Source organism: Burkholderia sp. 22313 (assembly GCF_052045245.1).
GTDB lineage: Bacteria > Pseudomonadota > Gammaproteobacteria > Burkholderiales > Burkholderiaceae > Burkholderia.
Window position 1 is genome coordinate 19,733 of sequence record NZ_JBQEON010000033.1, and the last position, 18,188, is coordinate 37,920.

Here is an 18,188-nt window from a genome sequence, read left to right on the forward strand (position 1 = left end):
AATTCCGGTGCGTCAGACGGTATCGCGCAAACGGTACCAGGCCTTGCCGAGCGCTTCCAGCGGCGCGGCGAGACGGTCGCCGCCGGGAAAGCGCGGGTTGCGGATGCGCTGGTACTGCGCGAGCAGGCGATCGTCGCCGAGCACGGCATCGGCGACCGCGCGCGCGCCGGCGAGTGTCGGCAGCACGCCGTGCCCCGAAAAGCCCTGCAGCCAGAAACGCTGACCGCGGCGGCCGATGTCCGGCGTGCGTCGCATGCTGATGTCGATGTGGCCGCCCCACACGTAGTCGAGCGCGACACCGCCCAGTTGCGGGAACACGCGTTCGAGATGCGGGCGCGTCGCGGCCGCGATGTCGGCCGGAATCCCGCCGAGATACGTGCAGCCGCCGCCGAACAGCAGGCGGTTGTCGGGGCTCAGGCGGAAGTAGTCGGGCACGAACTGGTTGTCGATCACGCAACTGTTGTGCGGCAACAGCGAACGTGCGACGTCCGGCGCGAGCGGCGCGGTCGCGACCTGATAGGTGCCGACCGGCAGCAACCGGCGCGACAGCTCGGGATCGAGCCGGTCGACGTACGCGTTGCACGCGAGCACGAGCACGTCGGCGCGCACTTCGCCGCGCGCGGTGCGGGCGACATGGCCGCCGGCCGTCTCGCGCCAGTCGAGCACGCGGCTCTGTTCGAAGATGCGGCCGCCGGCCCGTTCGATCGTCTGCGCGAGACCGAGCGCGAGCTTCAGCGGATTCAGGTGCCCGGCCTCGGGATCGTGAAGCGCCGCGCGATAACGCGCGCTGCCGATCCATTCGGGCAGCTCGTCCGGCCCGATCACGCGCAACCGGTCGTAGCCCCACAGCTCGGCTGCTTCGTCGCGGGCCTGCGCGAGCATCGCGACGCGGCGCGGGCGCACCGCGGCCCACAGGCTGCCTGGACGGTAGTCGATGTCGAAGCCGTGACGCGCGGGCAGCGCGCGGACTTCGGCCGCGGCCCAGCGCATGCTGTCCCACAGCATGCGCGCGCCGTCGCGGCCGAGCGAATCCTCGAGCGGCTGCATGTCGCACGACCAGCCGAGCAGCGCCTGCCCGCCGTTGCGGCCCGACGCGGCCCATGCGACGCGGCTCGCTTCGAGCACGACCACACGCTTGCCCGCGAGCGCGAGACGCAATGCCGTGTGCAGCCCGCTGAAGCCCGCGCCGACAACCAGCACGTCGGCGTCGATACGTTCGTCCAGTTCGGGACGCTGCGGGATCGGCGCCGGGTAAGTGCCGGCGTAGTAGCTTGCGACGTGACGGTCGGACTGCACGAACATGCGGACTCCCGTGAAATTTACATCGGTAAATTTCATGAAAAATTAGCATGGCAATTTCACGGAGGCAAGCGAAAGCATGGAAACCACCGCTCGTCGGGCAAATGAAAGCGCCCCGGCTACCGGCACGACGCTTGCGCCCACGGCACAACAGTATTCCGCCGTCTGACTCTTTTTCCGTGCGCGGCCCGCGCCGATAATGAGCACGGCAGCGACAGACGACACTGCATCGACGCAAGGAGGCTCCCCGCATGACGACGCCATTCAGGTTGGGCGACCACGTCCGCTGGAATTCCGAAGCCGGTTACGTCACCGGCACGATCATCGCGATCCACACGCAGGACTTCGACTACAAGGGTCATCGCCATCGCGCGTCGCCCGACGATCCCCAATACGAGATCAAGAGCGACCGCACCGACCATATCGCCGCGCATCGCGGCCGCGTGCTCGAACGCATTGCCGGCAAGGACGACACGTGACGCCCCCGTTCTACACGATCGGCCATTCGAACCGCACGCTCGACGAATTCGTCGGGATGCTCGCCGCGGTCGACGTCGCCCTGCTCGCCGATATCCGCAAGATGACGCGCTCGCGCACGAATCCGCAGTTCAACGAGGCAACGCTCCCCGCTGCACTGGCCGCCGTCGATATCGCGTACGAGCACATCGCGGAACTCGGCGGCCTGCGCGGCAAGTCGCGCGGCGTGCCCGACGAGGTCAACGACTTCTGGACGAACCGCAGCTTCCATCGCTACGCCGACTACGCGCTGTCGCCCGAGTTCCGAACCGGCCTCGACCAGCTGATCGCGCAAGGTCACGAGCAGCGCTGCGCGATCATGTGTTCGGAAGCCGTGTGGTGGCGCTGTCACCGGCGCATCGTGTCCGACTACCTGATCGCGCGCGGCGAAACGGTGCTGCATCTCATGGGCAACAACCGCGTGGAGCCCGCGCGTCTCACGGCCGGCGCGGTGATCCGTGACGACGGCACGATCGTCTACCCGGATGTCGAAGGCGATGCGCCAGCAGCGGAGGGTGCGACGCAGCGGAATGCGTGATGCGACGCCGACCGTACACGCGATGAAGCGATGAAGCGATGCCGCGAACGCGTGACGCCTCGCGCAACGCCGCACGCCGTCCGGCCGGCCCCGCTGCGCGCCCGCCCCGCCGCGCGCTTGCTCCGCTTTGCGCCGCCGCGATCCTGCATTACCATCGGGCCACCGCCGCGCGTGCCCGTCTCGGGCAAGCGCCCCACCACCTCTGCGCTCCCGCACGGATGCTCGCTCTCCTCATCGTCGCCGGCCTGTGGGCCGGCCTGCAGAACGCCCTCGCGGGCGGCGGCTCGTTCGTCACGCTGCCCGCGCTGATCCTGTCGGGCATGTCGCCGCTCGCGGCGAACATCACGTCGACGGTCGCGCTGTTCCCCGGCCAGGTCACGACCGGCTGGGCAAGCCGGCGCATGGTGTGCGGCGCCGGCAAGCTGCCGTTTCGCGCGCTGTTCGCGATCAGCGTGGTCGGCGGCGCGCTCGGCGGGCTGCTGCTGCTGAAAACCCCGTCGTCGATCTTCTCGCACCTGGTGCCGTGGCTCGTGCTGTTCGCGACGGTCGTGTTCGCGTGGGGCAGCTTCTTCCGCAAGCCCGGCGCGGGCACGCAGCATCTCGGCCCCGTCACGGCCGCGATCTCGCAGTTCCTGATCGCGATCTACGGCGGCTACTTTGGCGGCGGCATCGGGTTCCTGATGATGGCCGCGCTGACGATGGCCGGCCTGTCGCCGCGTCACGCGATGTCGACCAAGAACGCGCTCGCGGGCGTGATGAACGCGTCGGCGGTCGTGCTGTTCCTGACCTCGCCGCAACTGCACTGGCAGGCGGCGGTCGCGCTCGGCGGCGGCGCGATCGTCGGCGGCCTGCTCGGCGCATGGGCGCTGCACCGCGTGAACGAGCGCGTGCTGCGGATCGCGATCGTCTGCATCGGCGCCGCGCTGACCGTCGGGCTGTTCGTCAAGCCGATCTGACGCGTGCGCGTGGGGGCGGCCCGAGCGCCCCGCTCGTCAATCCTTGCGCGCGTGCCCGTTCAACCGAACGGCCGCACGCCGATCAGCGGCCCGTGCAGGAACAGCGCGAACACCGCCCATGCGACGAGCCCGGCCACGATCGTCACGGCATCGCCGGACAGCCTGCCGGCCGGATAGCGGACGCCGTCGCGGCGATCGCGCGCGCGCCACACGACGAAATCGACCAGCGACCACACGAAAAATGCGCCGAACAGCACGACCGCATGCAGCGTGCCGTTCGCGAGCAGATGCGCGATCGCCCAGACCATCACGCCGGCCACCATCGGATGGCCGACGAGCGTCTTGATGCGGTTGCGCGGCACGTACGACGCGGCGATCAGCACGAACGCGATCGCGGTCAGCATCCCGGTGAGGTGGCGAACGCCGACGGGCGACACCCACAGCAGCGTCACGCCCTGGCGCGCGATCCCGTAACCCCAGATGATCAGCACGAAGCCGACGATCGACGCGAGCGCATAGGGGCCCTTCCAGCGTTTCTCGCCGATCCGCTCGATGGTCGCTGACCGCCAGCCGTCCGCGACGAGCCGGATCGAATGCACACCGAGGAAGATCGCTAAACCGAGAATCAGGACGAGCATCGGCTATCTCCGTCTGGAACGATGGGTGGGGGAAGCATTCGCGCGGCTTTCGATGCGCCGTTCGCGAGGCCGATGGTGCCACCGGCTCGGGTTGCGCCGGGCACGGACGCAATCGCGCAGATCATAAACACCGGGGCTGCCGTTGTGAAGCGGGCGGAACCTGCGGTGCGTCAAGCCCGGCGCTTGCGCGCCCCCGCCGTCGATCGAAAGAAAGGACAGGAAAGGAACAGCGCCGTCGTACGGCCGACGCTACGTGCGCTTGCGCGTCGCCGCCGGTTTCGGCGCCGGCTGCGACTTCGACCGTGCCTTGCGCTTCGGCGCCCCCGCCAGCAGCGCCGCGCGATACGCGCCGCGACACCAGTCGAACAGCGCGCCGGCATCTTCGAGCACGTCGGCCGGCGTTTCGTAATAGCCCTCGAGCGCGACGGTGCGCGTGGGCCGCTCGTACGAGAACGGCCCCATCCCCGCCGCAACGAACGCCGGACGGTTCACGTCGTCGACGCGCAGGAACAGCGATCCGCGCGACATGAAGCCGAACATCACGCCGTCGAGCCGCATCGCGGCGCCGCTGAAGAACCGCGCGACCTCCACCTTGCCGAGCGGCGCGAGCTGGTACGCGATCTCCTCGCCGTGCGCCTTCTCCGCTTGCCAGCTCATGCGGGCTCCGTGCAGCGCCGCGTCCACACGTCGAGCTCCGCATCGTCGAAACCGAAGGCCGCCGCGCTATCGCGGATCTGCCGCCACGTCGCACGATCGACCGGAATGCCGTGCGCGCCGCGCGCCGCGCGGCTCGCCTCCTCCGGCTCGCCGGGCATCCGCACCGGCGCATCGCCTGCCTGTGGCGACGCCTTCGCCCACGCGACGAACGCATCGGCCTCGCGCTGCGCGTCGGCCGCCTCGAACGCGTTCGGGTCGATCAGCACCGACAGCATGCCGTTCACGATCGCGCTCGTCTTCTGCAGCGTGTCGCCGTAGGTCGTATGCCCGCCGACCAGCGCGCCGCCGAAGATCTCGCACATCGCGGCCAGCGCATAGCCCTTGTGCAGCCCGAACGGCAGCAGCGAGCCGAACGGCTGCGCGTGCATGACGGCCGGATCGTCGGTCGGCTGGCCGCGATGGTCGATCAGCGACCCGGCCGGCACGCGCTTGCCCTGGTTGTACGCAACCCGCGTCTTGCCATACGCGATCGCGCTCGTCGCGAAATCGAGCAGCAGCGGCGGCCGGCCCGCGCGCGGATACGCGGCACAGAACGGATTCGTGCCGAAGCGCGGATCGGTGCCGTGCAGCGGCGCGACGAGCAGGTCGCCCGGCACGTTGACGAAATGGAACGACACGAGCCCCGCGCGCGCGCATTGCTCGGCCCAGTGCCCGATGCGACCGAGGTGATGGACGTCGCGCAGCCCGATCGCGCAGATCCCCATGCGCCGCGCGCGCTCGATCCCTTCGACCATCGCCTCGAACGCGATCACCTGGCCGAAGCCGCGCCCGCCGTCGACCGTCAGCACCGCGCCGCCGTCGCGGACGATCGACGCGTGCCCGTTCAACTGCAGCTGCCCTTCCCGCCACGATGCGACGTAGTTCGGGATCATCCCGATCCCGTGCGAATCGTGACCCGCCAGATTCGCGCCGACCAGGTGATCGGCGACGAGCCGTGCCTCGCGCTCGCTGCTGCCGGCCCGCTCCCAGAGTGCCGCGACGAATGCATGCAGCGGTTCGGCGCGCATGCGCGGCGCTTCGGTATCGGGGGTCGGCAGCGCGGTCATCGGCAAGGCTCCGTCAGGTCGGGTTGGATCCGGTCGGGTCAGGCAGGCAGCGGGAACGCTCAGCGCGCGGACGCGATCACGTCCGCCACCGCCGCGGTCAGCTTCTTCGCGTACGGCACGTGCAGGAACTCGTTCGGGCCGTGCGCGTTCGACTTCGGCCCGAGCACGCCGCACACCATGAACTGCGCGGACGGGAAGCCGGCCTGCAGCACGTTCATCAGCGGGATCGTGCCGCCGAGGCCCATGTACGCGCAGTCGGCGCCGAAGTGGCGGCGAGATGCGGCGTCGAGCGACGCCGCGAGCCACGGCGCGAGATCCGGCGCGCTCCAGCCGGTCGCGGCGCCCGCGTCCGGCTTGAATGTGACCTTCGCGTTGTACGGCGGGTCGAGTTCGAGCAGTTCCTTCAACTGCTGCACGGCCTGCGCGGCGTCGACGAGCGGCGGCAGGCGCAGCGACAGCTTGAACGCGGTGCGCGGACGCAGCACGTTGCCCGCGTCGGCGAGCGCCGGCAAACCGGCCGCACCCGTCACCGACAGCGACGGACGCCACGTCGAATTCAGCAGCGCCTCGCGCGGATCGGTCGTGGTCGGCAGCACCGGCTTGCCGTCCATTCCGCACGCCCACGGCAGCCCCTTCCACACGGTGTCGCCGAGAATCGCGGCGGCCGCATCGGCTTCGCGCACGCGGCTGTCGGGAATCTCGCAATGGAACATGCCGGGCAGCAGGTTGCCGTTCTTCGCATCTTCCAGGCGCTCGAACAGCTGGCGCATCACGCGGAAGCTCGACGGCGCGATGCCGCCGTAGACGCCCGAATGCAGGCCTTCCTCGAGCACCTCGACCTGCAGGTCGCCGGACACCAGCCCGCGCAGCGACGTGGTGAGCCACATCTGGTCGTAGTTGCCGGCGCCCGAATCGAGGCACACGACGAGCGACACCTGGCCGAGCCGGTCGCGCAGCGCGTCGACGTACGGCAGCAGGTCGTAGCTGCCCGATTCCTCGCAGGTCTCGATCAGGCCGACGCAGCGCGGCCGTTCGACGCCCTGCTCGTCGAGCGCGCCGAGCGCCGCGAGGCTCGCGTAGATCGCGTAGCCGTCGTCCGCGCCGCCGCGGCCGTACAGCTTGCCGTTCTCGAACTTCGGCGTCCACGGGCCGAGGTCCGCGCGCCAGCCGTCGAATTCGGGCTGCTTGTCGAGGTGGCCGTACAGCAGGATCGTGTCGGTGCTGCCCGAGCGCGTGGCGGGGGTTTCGAAAAAGATCACCGGCGTGCGGCCGGGCAAGCGCACGATCTCGAGCTTCAGGCCTTTCACCGGCTGGCGTTCGGCCCACTGCGCGGCATCGGTGACGACCCGTTCGAGATATCCGCGTTTCGCCCAGTCGGGGTCGAATGCGGGACTCTTCGCGGGGATCGCGATGTAGTCGGTCAGTGCGTGGAGGATTTCATCGTTCCACTTGCGCTCGACGAAGGTAACGAGCTTGTCATGGTCGAGGACGGGGGTAGTGTCGACGGAGGTCATGGTGGGGACGCCTGGATAGGGCTGACGAAAACCCGGATGATACGCCGATGGCCCCGGCCCCGGGGCCCTTTCGGCGGCGGTTTTCGGGGCCTTTTCGGCCCCGTCGACGCCCCGCCTTGCGCGCCCGCTCGGACGGCCGGCGGGAATGCGTCGCGCAGCCCCGCCGCGCGATGCTGCGCCGGGCGGCCCGCCTGCGGTGTCGTCAGGATTCGCCGGTTACGCCGGTTACGCCGGCAACCGGCCGACCCACGCGGCCAGCTGCGTTTCGCCTTCTTCGTCGAGCTTGCCCTTCAGTTCGCCATACCACGGCGCGGTCGCGTCGGCCGGCAGCGTGGCCTTCAGTATCTCGAGACTGTTCTCGAGGAACGAAGAGAAGAACGGAATGCCGCGCATGTAGAGGAACGTCGAATCGGTGATGCGCACGTGGCCGTACACGTCGCGCACCCACGCGAGACGCGGCAGCGCTTCGCGCAAGTGGCCAAAGTGATCGGCGGCCGGGCGCCGCGGTGGCAGAGGAAGGCGCGACGCTCACGCGTCCGTGGGCCTCGCGCCGCGATCCATCCCGCGCCGGTAAGCGGCCGGGCTCGTCTTCGCGACGCGCCGGAAATGCCGGCGCAACGACTCCTCGGAACCGAACCCCGAACGCGCGGCAATCTGCGCGAGCGACAGCGCGGGATGCGTTTCGAGCATGTCCTTCGCGACATTCACACGCTCGCGGATCAGCCATGCGAGCGGCGACATCCCCGCAGCATCCGCGAACTGCCGCTGCAGCGTGCGCGTGCTCATCGCGGCCTGCGCGGCGAGCGACGCGAGCGTGTGCGGCTCGGCCGCGTGCGCGCGCATCCAGTCGATCAGCTTCGCGAGCCGGTCGCCGCCGCCCGGCGCGACCGGGCGCGGCACGAACTGCGCCTGGCCGCCGTCGCGATGCGGCGGCAGCACGAGGCGCTGCGCGACGCGGTTCGCGATCGCGCCGCCGTGATCGCGGCGCACCAGATGCAGCAGCATGTCGAGCCCCGCCGCCGAGCCGGCCGACGTGACGATCTGCCCTTCGTCGACGTACAGCGCGTCGGGATTCACGCGCAGTGCCGGATAGCGCGCCTGCAGGCGCTCCGCGTAACGCCAGTGCGTCGTGACGGTCAGCCCGTCGAGCACGCCGGCCGCCGCGAGCACGAATACGCCCGAGCAGATCGAGCAGAGCCGCGCGCCGCGGCGATGCGCGGCACGCAGCTTCTTCAGCAGCGGTTCCGGCGGCAACTCGTCCGGATCGCGCCAGCCGGGGATCACGATGGTGTCCGCGCGATCGAGGGTCGCGAGCCGGTACGGCGCGGCGACCGTGATCCCGCCCGCCGCGCGCACCGGCCCCGGCTCGCTCGCGCAGACGGCGAAGCGATACCAGTCGACGCCGAGTTCCGGGCGCTCGAGCGCGAACAGTTCGACCACGCAGCCGAATTCGAAGGTGCAGAGGCGATCGTAGGCGAGCGCGACGACGAGATGATTGTGCATGGCGCGATGTTACCGGAACTTGTCGATCGCGCCACTGCCGGAAAAGCCGCCGAACCGCGATACTGCCCCTCGTTCCGGCGCATGCCGCGCCGCCCTTCAGGAGCGCCTTTCATGTCATACGTCACCGACGTCCCCGCCGCCGACAGCGCCACCGCCGTCGCGCACTTCGAAGCGTCGCTGCGGTTCGAGACCGATTGCTGGGACACGCACGACGCCCTCGCGTCCGGCGCGCCCGATTTCGTGCTGCTCGACGTCCGGAGTCCGGAGCAATTTGCCGCCGGCCACGTGCCCGGCGCGCGCAACCTGCCGCACCGCAAGATCGTCGCCGGCAAGCTCGCCGGGCATCCGGCCGACACGCTGTTCGTCGTCTACTGCGCGGGCCCGCACTGCAATGGCGCCGTGCGCGCGGCGATCCGGCTGGCGCGCCTCGGCCGCCCGGTGAAGCTGATGATCGGCGGCATCACCGGCTGGCTCGACGAAGGTTTCGCGCTGAGCAACGATGAGCAGCCTGAGGACGTCGCCACGCGCTGATCGTCATTAAAAGTGCAACAATCAATTGCCAGCACGCAAACGGAAAAAGCGCGACAATCGGTCTCATTGCAGTTCGGATGGAGCAGCAACATGCAACACGCAGTTCTGATTCAGGTGGCCGGTTCGGTCGCAGCGATCGCGCTCTATTTTCTTCCGGCCGTCGTCGCCGACAGGCGCGGCCGGCACGACAAGCTGACGATCGCGATGTTCAACGCCCTGTTCGCGTGGACGGGCATCGGCTGGCTGATGACGCTGTACTGGGCATGCCAGCCGAACCCGCAAACCGACATCGCGCAAACCATCCTCGCGAAGCGCCGCGGCCTCAGCATGCGGACCTTCTCGACCGGTCTCGTCGAACGCGTGCAGCGGCGCGTCGCCGCCCAGGAGCAATGGGCCGAGAAGCAAGGTTGCCGCTGAACCCCGTTGGTCCCCGCTTTACCGCTTTACCGCTTACGTCGCCGCGCCGAATTTCGGCATCCTGACGTTGGTCGACGTCCGGTAGTCCCACATCAACCTGCCGCGCGGCGCGTCCCCGCCCGCGCGCAACCACGCCCCGAACGCCCCCGCCGTCACCGCCCGCGCGATCCGCTCGCCCGGGCAGCCGTGCGGCCCCGAGCCGAAACCGAAATTCGGCCCCGGCGCGCGGCCCGGCAGTAGCCGGTTCGGCTCGCGATGCACGGCGGGATCGCGGTTCGCCGCTGCCAGCACGACCAGGATGGCCGCGCCGGCATCGACGCTCACGCCTTCGATCGTCGTGCGCGATGCAACGAAGCGGCGCGTGTTCTGCACCGGCGAATCGAACCGGCCGACCTCGGCGACGAATGCATCGAGCGTCGCGGCATCCGGCACCGCGCGTTCGCCGGTTGCGACGGCGTCCGCCGCGTCATGCGACGCCACCAGCACATTGCCGAGCCACGCAGCCGTCGCCTCGCACGTTTGCGACATCAGCCCGACGAGATTCGCGACGAGCGAACCGCTCGCCTGCCACCCCGCGTCGCGTGCCGCCTGCTGAATCGCCGAGACCATCGAGCCGTCCTCCGCGCGGGCGTGCGCGACGCGCGCCGTCATCCGGTCGAGCAGTTGCCGCGCGCCGTCGCTTGCCTTGGCGAGCGCCGCGGCGTCCGACAGCGGCGACAGCGCGGCGACGAAGTCCACGACCAGCGCGGCAATGTCGTCGAGCTGCGTGTCGTCGAAACCGAGCAGATCGGCGACCGCGCAAACCGGCACCGTCAGGCACCACGCGTTCAGTGCGTCGGCGTCATGCGGCGCACGCAACCGGCTGCCGGCCAGCCGGGCGGCACGCTCGCGCAATGCGTCCGCGTCGATCGGCGCGAACGCGGCGAGCAACGCCTGCTTCGGCACGTCGTGCCGCAGCGCGCCGTCGTTCATACGCACCAGCTCGGCGAACAGTGCGCCCGCCGTCGTGCCGCGCAACGCGGGCGGCACCGGTGCATCGAGTGGCCTGACGCGGCACGCCGGGTGGCCGAGCACGGCGGTCACGCTCGCCGCGCGGCTCGCGACCCACAGGCCGAGCGTGGCGTCGAACGCGAGTGGCGGCCCGTCGACGAGCGTCGCGTAGTAGGGGTAAGGATCGCGGTGCGTGACCGCGGCAATCGGATCGGTCGGGTTCATGCGTGCAGTATCGGCGCGCCGGGCCGCCGCATGTTTCGGGTTGACGTGAAATGTCGACGTGCGAGCAACGCGAATTGCTGCAACGCAACAACCCGCTGGCGCCGAACGACGCCACGCCGCGACGGGCGTGCCGGCGTCAGGCCGCCGAGCGGTAACGGTGCGCCAGCATGCGCACGCGCACGCGCCCGGCGGAGATCGCGCGCGGCTCGGGCGCGACCGTCTCGTGGTGAAACATTTCCTGCCGGAAGTGGCCGCTATCGTCGAACCACTGGCAGATCAGCCAGTCGGCATCATCGAACACGACCGGCCCGGCGTAGGTGACGGTCATGCGCGGCCCGCCGGTTTTCAGCGTCACGACATCGCCGACGCGAAAGTCACTGCGGTGATTTTCTCGGATTGTCATCGCTCTCTCGAATTTTTATAGTTTCATTTTCCGGCGGCCCGCGGATGGATCATTCGGATGTGCCGCAGATTACCCATCCAAAAAATAACCGGCAATACCCGAAAATCCAGAATCATCGGATGGAAAATCGCAACAATACGCGGTATCGGTACGCCTGGCGGGCAGCGGGCGCCAGAACCGGCGCGGCTGACGCGCCGGTTCCGGTCAACCGGCCGGAATGCGGAGAATAAACGATGTCATTCGCGCCGTCATCGAACTTTAAATCGGACGCGGTTCCGATTGATTACTGTCAATCGATTTTCAGGCTGAAAACGTTCCCACCGTTTACCGGCACTCACGGTGCAAACCGAACCGGCGAATTGTCCGGCGCGGAAAACCAGCGATCGAGGTCGCGCCCCGACACGGCCGCTTGCGCAAACGTGAACGTGCCGTCGCGCGCCATTTCCGTCGCGGCGCGCAGGAACGCGCCGAGCGCGGCCCGCGCCAGCGCACCGCCGACGCTGACGCGCTTCACGCCGAGCGCCGCGAGCGCCTCGAGGCTCAACAATCCGCCCTGCAGCCCCATCACGACGTTGACCGGCGCGCCGACCGCGCGCGTGACCGCCGCGATGTCGTCGGGATCGGTCAGGCCCGGCGCGTACAGCACATCGGCACCGGCGTCGCGATACGCGACCAGCCGCGCGATCGTGTCGGCGAGATCGCGGCGGCCGTGCAGGTAGTTTTCGCAGCGCGCGGTCAGCGTGAACGGAAATGGCAACCCGCGCGCCGCGTCGACCGCCGCCGCGATGCGCTCGACCGCCGCGTCGTGCGGATAGATCGGCGCATCGGCACGGCCGGTCGCATCCTCGATCGAGCCGCCCACGGCGCCGGCATCGGCCGCGAGGCGGATCGTCTCGGCCACCGTGCCGGGTGCATCGCCGAAGCCGTTCTCGAGATCGGCGCTGACCGGCAAGCCGCCCGCGGCGGCGATCTCGGCGATGTGGCCGAGCATGTCGTCACGGCCGATCGCGTTGTCCGGCCGCCCTCTCGAATAAGCGAAGCCGGCGCTCGTGGTGGCGAGCGATTCGAAGCCGGCCATCGCGAGCAGCCGGGCGGAGCCGGCGTCCCACGGATTCGGGATGATGAAGGCGCCGGAGCGCGTGTGCAGCGCGCGGAAGGCTTCGGCCAAGCGGAACTGCGCGTCGGAATCGGACATCGTCGTCTCCTCGTGACTGGAGACGCCAGCATACGCGCGCGCGGTACCGGGACAGTTCCGGGTACGCTGAAATGTCGATGTCGGCGGCGCGCCGCCGGCCGGGTTCCTCAGGTACGTCGGATCGGATCGAACAATGGCAGCGGGAACCGGTCGAAGCCGCACGCGCGGCTACACGACATACGCGCCCTTCGCATGCAGTTCCGCTTCCGTGCGCTCGAGCGCCGCGACCGCATCGCTGCCTTCGAGCGCGAGCAACTGCGCGACCAGCGCTTCGGCCATCGCGTGCGCGGCGACCAGCGACGGGAAGAACGACGGGCTGTCGTGCGTGAAGATCAGTTGCCCATCGGCATGCAGCGCAATCGGCGACACCGCGCTGTCGGTGATCGCGACGATCTTGCTGCCCTGCGCCTTCGCGGCCTGCGCGACGCGCGTCGCTTCCGCCGAATACGGCGCGAAGCTGATGATCACGGTCACGCTCTGCTTCGCGATCGTGCGCAGCTCCATCTCGAGCGAACCGGCGACGCCGTTGAGCAACGATACGGTCGGCCGGAACAGCCGGTAGCCGTACACGAAACCGAACGCGACCGGATAGCACGACCGGAATCCGGCGACGTGCACGTGCGCCGCCTTGCGGATCAGCTTCGCCGCATCCGCGAGCGCGTGCTCGTTCTGCGCGGCGGTGGCGGCGAGATTGTGCTGCTGCGCGGCCAGCAGGTCGTGCGCGAGCGACGCCTTCGCGTCGGGCCGCACGAGCGAACGCGCGCGCTGCGTGAGCGGCTCGGGACGCGTGCGCACGCGCGCGACGCACAGGTCGCGCAGCTCGTTCCAGCCGGGGAAGCCGAATTGCTGCGCGAGCCGCACGAGCGACGCGGGTTGAACCTGCGCGCGCTGCGCGACCTTGCGCATCGACGAGGTCGCGACCTCGTCGGGATGATCGAGCAGAAATGCAGCGCCCGCCTGGAATTGCGGACTCAGTTCGGAAAATTGCGCCCGGATCCGGGACGCGAGTTCATCGAAATTGGCAGCCATCTTGGTGGGAACGGGAACCGGTCGTCCATGGTATCACCGGCCCCGTCCGCACCGGTGCACCGGTCAGCGCAGCACTTCGACGTGATCGGCATCGACCTTCACGCGACCCGACCATTTGCGCTCGAACTCGCCGGTCACCTTCACTTCGTTCTTGTCGCTGACGGGCTGGCCGGCCGCCCACAGCTTGTGGTCGATCTCGACGCGGATCGTGCCGGTCGCATCGGTGAACTCGTAATCCTCGCCGCCCACGTGCTTGACGATGCGCCCCTGCAACTGCACGTGCTGATCGTCCTTGCCGTTCGCGAGCAGCTCCTTCACGGTGGTCGTCGTCAACCCGGACGGCCCGGTGTATTGCGCATGGACGGCGGCGGGCAGCACCGCGAGCGCGACCGTCAGGATTCTGGCCAGGTGTTTCATGATTGCATTCCTCTTCTTTCGATGTGGCGCCGCGCCCCGTTGAACGCGACGGCCCAAGATTACGGACCGTAAGATTAAGCAAACCTGAAGGTGTGCCAAAGCGACACGTCGCCGCATAGGACAAGTCCGAACGCACGGCCGGCCGCCGGTGTTTAAGCTCGGCCTAAGACACCTGCGCTTATCATGGGAACCCCGGGCGTCCGCGCCCACGAAGAGACACGAATCCATGCGCGTACTGCTCGTCGAGGACGATCCGCTGATCGGCAGCGGGCTCGAACAAGGCCTCAAACAGGAAGGCTTCGCGGTCGACTGGGTGAAGGACGGCGACGCCGCGTCGCTCGCGCTGCGCTCGACCGGCTACGGCCTGCTGCTGCTCGACCTCGGGCTACCGAACCGCGACGGCCTGTCGGTGCTCGCGTCGCTGCGCCGCCGCGACGAAACCCTGCCCGCGATCATCATCACCGCGCGCGACGGCGTGCCCGAGCGCATCGCCGGCCTCGACAGCGGCGCCGACGACTATCTCGTCAAGCCGTTCGTGCTCGAGGAACTGCTCGCCCGCATTCGCGCGGTCAACCGCCGCCATGCGGGGCGCGCGCAGACGACGCTCGTGATCGGCCCGCTGCGACTCGATCCGGTCAAGCATCTCGTGTGGCTCAACGACGACGAAGTCACGCTGTCGCCGAAGGAATTCGTGCTGCTGCACGAACTGATGCGCGACCCGGGCGCGGTGATCTCGCGCGAGCAGTTCGAGGAGCGGCTGTACAGCTGGGGCGAGGAAATCGAGAGCAACGCGGTGCAGGTGCATATCCACAACCTGCGCAAGAAGCTCGGCCACGACATGATCCGCACGGTGCGTGGCGTCGGCTACCGGATCGGTGACGGCGCATGACGAAACTGCAACACGCGATCGTGCGCTGGCGCAGCGCGTCGCTGCGGCGACGCCTGCTGATGTGGCTGCTGCCCGCCGCCTGCGTGATCGGGCTCGTCGCGAGCGCGGGCACCTACTGGGGCGCGCTGCGCGAGCTCGACGATCTGCTCGACGACCAGATGCGCAGCCTGTCGAAGCAGATCGTCGTCGGCCCGAACGGCGAGCTGTCGTTCAGCAATCGTGGCGACGGCAAGCACGGCTTCGAGGCCAGCGACCCCGACGCGGTGCTGCTGCAGGTCTGGCGCAACGGCACGCTGGCCTACTCGACCGATCGCGAGTCGACGCTGCCGCCGCCCGCGCAAACCGGCATCGGCAGCGTCGACGTCGGCGGCCAGCCGTGGCGCACCTATGTGACGGAACGCGGCGGCACGACGATCCGGCTCGCGCAGGCGCGCCATGCGCGCTGGGAAGCGATCGCGGGCATCGCGGTGCACCTGCTGTGGCCGGTATTCTCGATGCTGCCGGTGCTCGCGATCGGGCTGTGGTTCGGCATCGGCGCGGGGCTGCGGCCGCTGCGCACGATCGCATCCGGCCTGACGCGCAGGAATGCCAACAATCTCGAACCGGTCGACGTCGCGTCGATGCCGAACGAGGTCCGCCCGCTCGCCGAAGCGATCAACGACCTGCTCGCGCGGCTCGACCGTTCGTTCACGCTGCAGCGCCACTTCATCGCCGATGCCGCGCACGAGCTGCGCACGCCGATCATGGGGCTGTCGATCCAGTCGCAATTGCTGCGGCGCGCGTCGACCGCCGACGAACGCGAGCAGATCCTCGCGCAGATCCACGCGGGCACGACACGCCTCGGCCACCTCGCCGAACAGCTGCTGACGCTCGCGCGCCTCGAACCGGATGCGCAGGCGTCCGCGTCGGCCTCCGCGGCCGTCGATCTCGCCGCGCTGTGCCGCTCGGTGGTCGCCGACCGCACGCGCGTCGCGGATGCGCACCGGATCGACCTGGGCGCGATCGTGTCGTCGCCCGTGATGGCCGCGGGCAATCTCGACACGCTGCGCGTGCTGCTGAACAATCTCGTCGACAACGCGATCCGCTATGCGGGCGACGGCGCGTGCGTGGACGTGTCCGCGCGCCTCGACGGCGCGACGCCCGTGCTCGAAGTCGCCGACGACGGCCCCGGCATCCCGGAAGCCGAACGCACCGACGTGTGGGAACGCTTCTATCGCGGCGAGGGCGCGCAGGCCGTCACGTCGTCGGGCAGCGGGCTCGGGCTGTCGATCGTCAAGCGGATCGCCGAACAGCATCGCGCGACGGTCGCGCTCGGCACGACGCAAGGCGGACGCGGGCTGACCGTGACGGTGCGGTTTCCCGTGCCGGCCTGACACGCGCCGGATGGGCGGCTTGTCCACAGATTGTGTTGGCAAGCTTGTGGACAACCGCCCGCTAATGGCGACAAGCCATTGATCTGCAAGGGTTTGGCGGTCGTGCACAGCGATCGACCGCTCAATTTGACAACTAGTTGCCAATTACGTAAAGTGGTTGTCAATTTACTCCACCACTCGACCATGACGAAACCCGCCAAGCTGACCGCCGTCGCGCTGTCCGTCTTCCGGCTGAACGGCCTGCTGATCGAATGGGGCAATACCTTTGCCGCGCCGCATGGCCTGACCAGCGCGCGCTGGCAAGTGCTGGGCGCCATCTCGATGGCGCCGGACGCCCCGAACATCCCGCAGATCGCCGATGCGATGGGCATCACGCGGCAGGCCGTCCTGAAGCAGATCAACGTGCTGACCGAGGAAGGACTGGTGCAGCCGCTGCCGAACCCGACGCACAAGCGGTCGCCGTTGTATGCGCTGACCCCGCGCGGTGCCGCGGCCTATCAGGCGGTGGTCGACCAATGGCAACAGCATGTCCGCGACATCTCCGGCCAGTTCAGCTCGGCCGATCTGGATGCGGCGATTCGCGTGCTGTCGACGATGTCCGGCGCACATGCGCCGGACGGGCGCGCATGATCGCGCCACTGCCCCCCTTCATGACCCGCAGGAGTTCCCATGCCTCATTTCAAACCGATGGACCCGACCTTTCCGATCCAGCAACAGATCGGCCTCGACGCGGAACCGGTCGTCCTCGTCAACGTCTTCACGCTGGATCCGGCCGACGAAGCGGATTTCCTGGCCGTGTGGAAGGACGACGCCGTGTTCATGAAACGGCAGCCGGGATTCATTTCGACCCAGCTGCATCGCGCGCTCGGCGACAGCCCGACGTACTTCAACTATGCGATCTGGGAGTCGACGCACGCGTTTCGCGCGGCCTTCACGCATCCCGAGTTCGTCGCGAAACGCTCGGCCTATCCGTCGTCCGCGGTCGCGAGCCCGCACTTGTTCCAGAAAGTCGCCGTGGCCGGCATTTGTACCGCGTGAGCCCACGCGCGAACCGGCACGACGCGCGGTTTGCATGCCGCGCCGCCCGATCGCGCCACGGACTTCTCCACAGAAAATGTTGGCAAGCTTGTGGATATCCTGCGCACCGCCACGCTAAGCCCTTGATCCGACGGACTTTGGCACGCGTGATGCAGACGCGGCGCGTACCAGGCTGTCAGATGCGCCGGTTCGCCACACGTCGCATCACGATGCCACGCCGATACCGCTGCGATGCACGACGCGCGCGTCGCGCCACTTACCCACAGATTGTGTTGGCAAGCTTGTGGATATCCTGCGCACGCATCCGCTAACCCGTTGATCGGCCAACGAATCACGCGCCGCGTCACCATTTCGGCACCGCGTCGTTCGCGCATGCGCACCGGCAGACGATCCGGTGCAACAACGGCACCCTGCCCGCGCTCTCCTAGCCTTGACGCCTGCGCACACGACACGTCACGATCACACGAGCCGCGCGCGGTCGACCATCACGACATGCACGCAACGGCGCCGCGGGCCGGTCGTTCCGCCCGCATCGAACCACACCACATCATTCCGAGGAAGACCATGGAACACTTCAGCGCATGGCAGTGGCTCATCTCGCTCGTACTCGTCGCGATCGTCGTCTATCCGTATGTCCGCATCGTTCGGCGTACCGGACATTCGGGCTGGTGGGTCCTGACGATGTGCGTCCCGGTGCTGAACTTCGTGATGTTGTGGATCTTCGCGTTCGCGCGCTGGCCCGCGATCGACGATCGGCAAAGCTGAACATCGAACAGGCGAACCCGCAGGCTTGTCCACAGATTGTGTTGGCAAGCATGTGGATAGCCTGCGCATACCACACACAAGCGCTTGATCCGAAAGGCTTTGCCCGCACTGCTTCGAAGCGGGCACGCCGGCCTGCAGCCTGTCCGCCACACGCTATCGCGACGCCCGTTTCGCGTGGCACGCGACCGC

The 18,188-nt window shown here is 68.7% G+C and carries 21 protein-coding genes and 1 pseudogene; 10 read left to right on the forward strand and 12 right to left on the reverse strand.

Going from position 1 to position 18,188, the window contains the following annotated elements:
• Positions 1 to 12: 12 nt before the first annotated feature.
• Positions 13 to 1,302 (reverse strand): NAD(P)/FAD-dependent oxidoreductase, encoded by a 1,290-nt coding sequence (locus tag ACTJKF_RS24300; RefSeq protein WP_440626798.1) that lies wholly within the window; start codon positions 1,300 to 1,302, stop codon positions 13 to 15.
• A gap of 248 nt (positions 1,303 to 1,550) precedes the next feature.
• On the opposite strand from ACTJKF_RS24300, the gene ACTJKF_RS24305 reads away from it, so the two are divergent.
• From ACTJKF_RS24305 to ACTJKF_RS24315, 3 genes are all read left to right on the forward strand, one after another.
• Positions 1,551 to 1,778, forward strand: coding sequence for a DUF2945 domain-containing protein (locus ACTJKF_RS24305; RefSeq protein ID WP_440626800.1), 228 nt, complete (start codon positions 1,551 to 1,553; stop codon positions 1,776 to 1,778).
• Positions 1,775 to 2,353 carry a DUF488 domain-containing protein gene (locus tag ACTJKF_RS24310; protein ID WP_440626802.1) on the forward strand — a complete coding sequence of 193 codons (579 nt, stop codon included), beginning with the start codon at positions 1,775 to 1,777 and terminating at the stop codon, positions 2,351 to 2,353. Before ACTJKF_RS24305 ends, ACTJKF_RS24310 begins: the two co-directional genes overlap by 4 nt.
• A 218-nt stretch (positions 2,354 to 2,571) precedes the next feature.
• Entirely contained in the window at positions 2,572 to 3,309 is a 738-nt protein-coding gene (locus ACTJKF_RS24315) for a sulfite exporter TauE/SafE family protein (protein ID WP_440626803.1), read from the forward strand.
• A 59-nt stretch (positions 3,310 to 3,368) separates the two neighbouring features.
• Here the strand turns inward: ACTJKF_RS24315 and ACTJKF_RS24320 are convergent, their stop codons facing one another.
• From ACTJKF_RS24320 to ftrA, 6 genes and pseudogenes are all read right to left on the reverse strand, one after another.
• On the reverse strand, positions 3,369 to 3,947 hold the full coding sequence (locus ACTJKF_RS24320) for an NnrU family protein (protein ID WP_440626805.1): 579 nt from the start codon (positions 3,945 to 3,947) through the stop codon (positions 3,369 to 3,371).
• A gap of 249 nt (positions 3,948 to 4,196) precedes the next feature.
• On the reverse strand, positions 4,197 to 4,604 hold the full coding sequence (locus tag ACTJKF_RS24325; protein ID WP_440626807.1) for a TfoX/Sxy family protein: 408 nt from the start codon (positions 4,602 to 4,604) through the stop codon (positions 4,197 to 4,199).
• Entirely contained in the window at positions 4,601 to 5,710 is a 1,110-nt protein-coding gene (locus tag ACTJKF_RS24330; protein WP_440626808.1) for a malate/lactate/ureidoglycolate dehydrogenase, read from the reverse strand. Before ACTJKF_RS24330 ends, ACTJKF_RS24325 begins: the two co-directional genes overlap by 4 nt.
• A 59-nt stretch (positions 5,711 to 5,769) precedes the next feature.
• Positions 5,770 to 7,224: a M20 family metallopeptidase gene (locus tag ACTJKF_RS24335; protein WP_440626810.1), complete on the reverse strand. Its 1,455-nt coding sequence runs from the start codon at positions 7,222 to 7,224 to the stop codon at positions 5,770 to 5,772.
• Positions 7,225 to 7,449: 225 nt separating this feature from the next.
• Positions 7,450 to 7,704, reverse strand: a pseudogene (locus ACTJKF_RS24340) (hypothetical protein); the annotation flags it as partial.
• Between the two features lie 48 nt (positions 7,705 to 7,752).
• Positions 7,753 to 8,727, reverse strand: coding sequence for a transcriptional regulator FtrA (gene ftrA, locus ACTJKF_RS24345; RefSeq protein ID WP_440626811.1), 975 nt, complete (start codon positions 8,725 to 8,727; stop codon positions 7,753 to 7,755).
• A gap of 111 nt (positions 8,728 to 8,838) precedes the next feature.
• On the opposite strand from ftrA, the gene ACTJKF_RS24350 reads away from it, so the two are divergent.
• Both ACTJKF_RS24350 and ACTJKF_RS24355 read left to right on the forward strand, forming a co-directional pair.
• Positions 8,839 to 9,258 carry a rhodanese-like domain-containing protein gene (locus ACTJKF_RS24350; RefSeq protein ID WP_440626813.1) on the forward strand — a complete coding sequence of 140 codons (420 nt, stop codon included), beginning with the start codon at positions 8,839 to 8,841 and terminating at the stop codon, positions 9,256 to 9,258.
• A gap of 90 nt (positions 9,259 to 9,348) precedes the next feature.
• Positions 9,349 to 9,675: a superinfection immunity protein gene (locus ACTJKF_RS24355; protein WP_440626815.1), complete on the forward strand. Its 327-nt coding sequence runs from the start codon at positions 9,349 to 9,351 to the stop codon at positions 9,673 to 9,675.
• A 33-nt stretch (positions 9,676 to 9,708) separates the two neighbouring features.
• On the opposite strand, the gene ACTJKF_RS24360 is transcribed toward ACTJKF_RS24355, so the two are convergent.
• From ACTJKF_RS24360 to ACTJKF_RS24380, 5 genes are all read right to left on the reverse strand, one after another.
• Entirely contained in the window at positions 9,709 to 10,890 is a 1,182-nt protein-coding gene (locus tag ACTJKF_RS24360) for a cytochrome P450 (protein WP_440626817.1), read from the reverse strand.
• A 136-nt stretch (positions 10,891 to 11,026) separates the two neighbouring features.
• Positions 11,027 to 11,293, reverse strand: coding sequence for a YodC family protein (locus tag ACTJKF_RS24365; RefSeq protein ID WP_440626819.1), 267 nt, complete (start codon positions 11,291 to 11,293; stop codon positions 11,027 to 11,029).
• Positions 11,294 to 11,627: 334 nt separating this feature from the next.
• On the reverse strand, positions 11,628 to 12,488 hold the full coding sequence (locus tag ACTJKF_RS24370; RefSeq protein ID WP_440626821.1) for an isocitrate lyase/PEP mutase family protein: 861 nt from the start codon (positions 12,486 to 12,488) through the stop codon (positions 11,628 to 11,630).
• 168 nt (positions 12,489 to 12,656) lie between these two features.
• Positions 12,657 to 13,517, reverse strand: a complete 861-nt coding sequence (locus ACTJKF_RS24375) for a MurR/RpiR family transcriptional regulator (RefSeq protein WP_440626823.1) — start codon at positions 13,515 to 13,517, stop codon at positions 12,657 to 12,659.
• A gap of 63 nt (positions 13,518 to 13,580) precedes the next feature.
• Positions 13,581 to 13,934: a YgiW/YdeI family stress tolerance OB fold protein gene (locus ACTJKF_RS24380; RefSeq protein ID WP_440626825.1), complete on the reverse strand. Its 354-nt coding sequence runs from the start codon at positions 13,932 to 13,934 to the stop codon at positions 13,581 to 13,583.
• 226 nt (positions 13,935 to 14,160) lie between these two features.
• On the opposite strand from ACTJKF_RS24380, the gene ACTJKF_RS24385 reads away from it, so the two are divergent.
• The 5 genes from ACTJKF_RS24385 (at position 14,161) to ACTJKF_RS24405 (ending at position 17,999) form a co-directional block, all read left to right on the forward strand.
• Positions 14,161 to 14,823: a response regulator gene (locus tag ACTJKF_RS24385; RefSeq protein WP_440626827.1), complete on the forward strand. Its 663-nt coding sequence runs from the start codon at positions 14,161 to 14,163 to the stop codon at positions 14,821 to 14,823.
• Positions 14,820 to 16,196: an ATP-binding protein gene (locus ACTJKF_RS24390; protein ID WP_440626829.1), complete on the forward strand. Its 1,377-nt coding sequence runs from the start codon at positions 14,820 to 14,822 to the stop codon at positions 16,194 to 16,196. Before ACTJKF_RS24385 ends, ACTJKF_RS24390 begins: the two co-directional genes overlap by 4 nt.
• A gap of 183 nt (positions 16,197 to 16,379) precedes the next feature.
• Entirely contained in the window at positions 16,380 to 16,826 is a 447-nt protein-coding gene (locus ACTJKF_RS24395) for a MarR family winged helix-turn-helix transcriptional regulator (RefSeq protein WP_440626876.1), read from the forward strand.
• A gap of 39 nt (positions 16,827 to 16,865) precedes the next feature.
• On the forward strand, positions 16,866 to 17,234 hold the full coding sequence (locus tag ACTJKF_RS24400; RefSeq protein WP_440626830.1) for an antibiotic biosynthesis monooxygenase family protein: 369 nt from the start codon (positions 16,866 to 16,868) through the stop codon (positions 17,232 to 17,234).
• 564 nt (positions 17,235 to 17,798) lie between these two features.
• On the forward strand, positions 17,799 to 17,999 hold the full coding sequence (locus ACTJKF_RS24405; protein ID WP_440626832.1) for a hypothetical protein: 201 nt from the start codon (positions 17,799 to 17,801) through the stop codon (positions 17,997 to 17,999).
• The last annotated feature ends 189 nt before the right edge of the window (positions 18,000 to 18,188 follow it).

Bases quoted from the DNA above. Each gene is read 5' to 3' on its own strand.
- ACTJKF_RS24300 (WP_440626798.1), bottom strand. From the start codon at position 1,302: ATGTTCGTGCAGTCCGACCGTCACGTCGCAAGCTACTACGCCGGCACT.
- ACTJKF_RS24320 (WP_440626805.1), bottom strand. From the start codon at position 3,947: ATGCTCGTCCTGATTCTCGGTTTAGCGATCTTCCTCGGTGTGCATTCG.
- ACTJKF_RS24330 (WP_440626808.1), bottom strand. From the start codon at position 5,710: ATGACCGCGCTGCCGACCCCCGATACCGAAGCGCCGCGCATGCGCGCC.
- ACTJKF_RS24360 (WP_440626817.1), bottom strand. From the start codon at position 10,890: ATGAACCCGACCGATCCGATTGCCGCGGTCACGCACCGCGATCCTTAC.
- ACTJKF_RS24335 (WP_440626810.1), bottom strand. From the start codon at position 7,224: ATGACCTCCGTCGACACTACCCCCGTCCTCGACCATGACAAGCTCGTT.
- ACTJKF_RS24375 (WP_440626823.1), bottom strand. From the start codon at position 13,517: ATGGCTGCCAATTTCGATGAACTCGCGTCCCGGATCCGGGCGCAATTT.
- ACTJKF_RS24370 (WP_440626821.1), bottom strand. From the start codon at position 12,488: ATGTCCGATTCCGACGCGCAGTTCCGCTTGGCCGAAGCCTTCCGCGCG.
- ACTJKF_RS24380 (WP_440626825.1), bottom strand. From the start codon at position 13,934: ATGAAACACCTGGCCAGAATCCTGACGGTCGCGCTCGCGGTGCTGCCC.
- ACTJKF_RS24395 (WP_440626876.1), top strand. From the start codon at position 16,380: ATGACGAAACCCGCCAAGCTGACCGCCGTCGCGCTGTCCGTCTTCCGG.
- ACTJKF_RS24365 (WP_440626819.1), bottom strand. From the start codon at position 11,293: ATGACAATCCGAGAAAATCACCGCAGTGACTTTCGCGTCGGCGATGTC.
- ACTJKF_RS24305 (WP_440626800.1), top strand. From the start codon at position 1,551: ATGACGACGCCATTCAGGTTGGGCGACCACGTCCGCTGGAATTCCGAA.
- ACTJKF_RS24325 (WP_440626807.1), bottom strand. From the start codon at position 4,604: ATGAGCTGGCAAGCGGAGAAGGCGCACGGCGAGGAGATCGCGTACCAG.
- ACTJKF_RS24400 (WP_440626830.1), top strand. From the start codon at position 16,866: ATGCCTCATTTCAAACCGATGGACCCGACCTTTCCGATCCAGCAACAG.
- ACTJKF_RS24350 (WP_440626813.1), top strand. From the start codon at position 8,839: ATGTCATACGTCACCGACGTCCCCGCCGCCGACAGCGCCACCGCCGTC.
- ACTJKF_RS24315 (WP_440626803.1), top strand. From the start codon at position 2,572: ATGCTCGCTCTCCTCATCGTCGCCGGCCTGTGGGCCGGCCTGCAGAAC.
- ACTJKF_RS24355 (WP_440626815.1), top strand. From the start codon at position 9,349: ATGCAACACGCAGTTCTGATTCAGGTGGCCGGTTCGGTCGCAGCGATC.
- ACTJKF_RS24390 (WP_440626829.1), top strand. From the start codon at position 14,820: ATGACGAAACTGCAACACGCGATCGTGCGCTGGCGCAGCGCGTCGCTG.
- ACTJKF_RS24385 (WP_440626827.1), top strand. From the start codon at position 14,161: ATGCGCGTACTGCTCGTCGAGGACGATCCGCTGATCGGCAGCGGGCTC.
- ACTJKF_RS24405 (WP_440626832.1), top strand. From the start codon at position 17,799: ATGGAACACTTCAGCGCATGGCAGTGGCTCATCTCGCTCGTACTCGTC.
- ftrA (WP_440626811.1), bottom strand. From the start codon at position 8,727: ATGCACAATCATCTCGTCGTCGCGCTCGCCTACGATCGCCTCTGCACC.